Raw genomic sequence first — 762 nt, forward strand, 5'->3', positions numbered from 1 at the left:
ACCCGCAGTTCCTCCTGCTATGAGAGCATTAGAACCTTCGAGTTTGATATAGTCTTTAATGTGCTGATTAGCACCATTTACATATATACCTGCACCACTTTGACCTAGTATAGTGCCTTTATTGGTGATGGTGTTGATATAATTTACCAAGCCTTTGTTATTGCTGAATTCTTGTATGTTTATACCATTTTGACCACCTATAATAGAACCTTCATTATTTACTTGCTCTATTTTTCCTATTTTACCAAACGAAGCAAATAACCGAATAGCATCTATCCCTCCTTGTATTAAACCTGTTTGCTTATTATCAATTAAATCTATTTTTCCATTATGAGTAATAACTAACAAACCAACTTCATTTACTCCTAAAATTGTCCCTGTGTTTTCTATGGTTTTTACATTAGCACTATCATTGTTATATCGTTGAACAAGTATGCCATTTGCATCTCCCTTTATTATATTTTTATTATTAATTAAATCAACATTACCAGAGTTAACATGAATACCAGTTGCATCACTTGATATAATACCGTTATTGTTTAATGTACCTAATTTTGAATTGCTATCAAGTCTAATATAATTAATAGTTCCTTGATTATTAATATTATTTACAGTACCGTTACCCACAATATTAATACTACTTATAAAACCAGTATTACTATTATTCAAATTTTCAATAGTAGAGTTACTAGCAATAGAAACACCACGACTACCACTAATAGTGCCTTTATTGTTTAAAGTAGATATATTAGTTCCACTTGC

1 pseudogene is annotated in these 762 nt (G+C 30.3%); it reads right to left on the reverse strand.

Features of this window, described 5'->3' with window-relative positions:
- A pseudogene (locus ACOTVC_RS08935) lies at positions 1-762 on the reverse strand (hypothetical protein); the annotation flags it as partial.

Origin of the sequence: Campylobacter sp. GB48 (assembly GCF_049221845.1) — a bacterium.
GTDB classification, from domain to species: Bacteria; Campylobacterota; Campylobacteria; order Campylobacterales; family Campylobacteraceae; genus Campylobacter_D; species Campylobacter_D lari_C.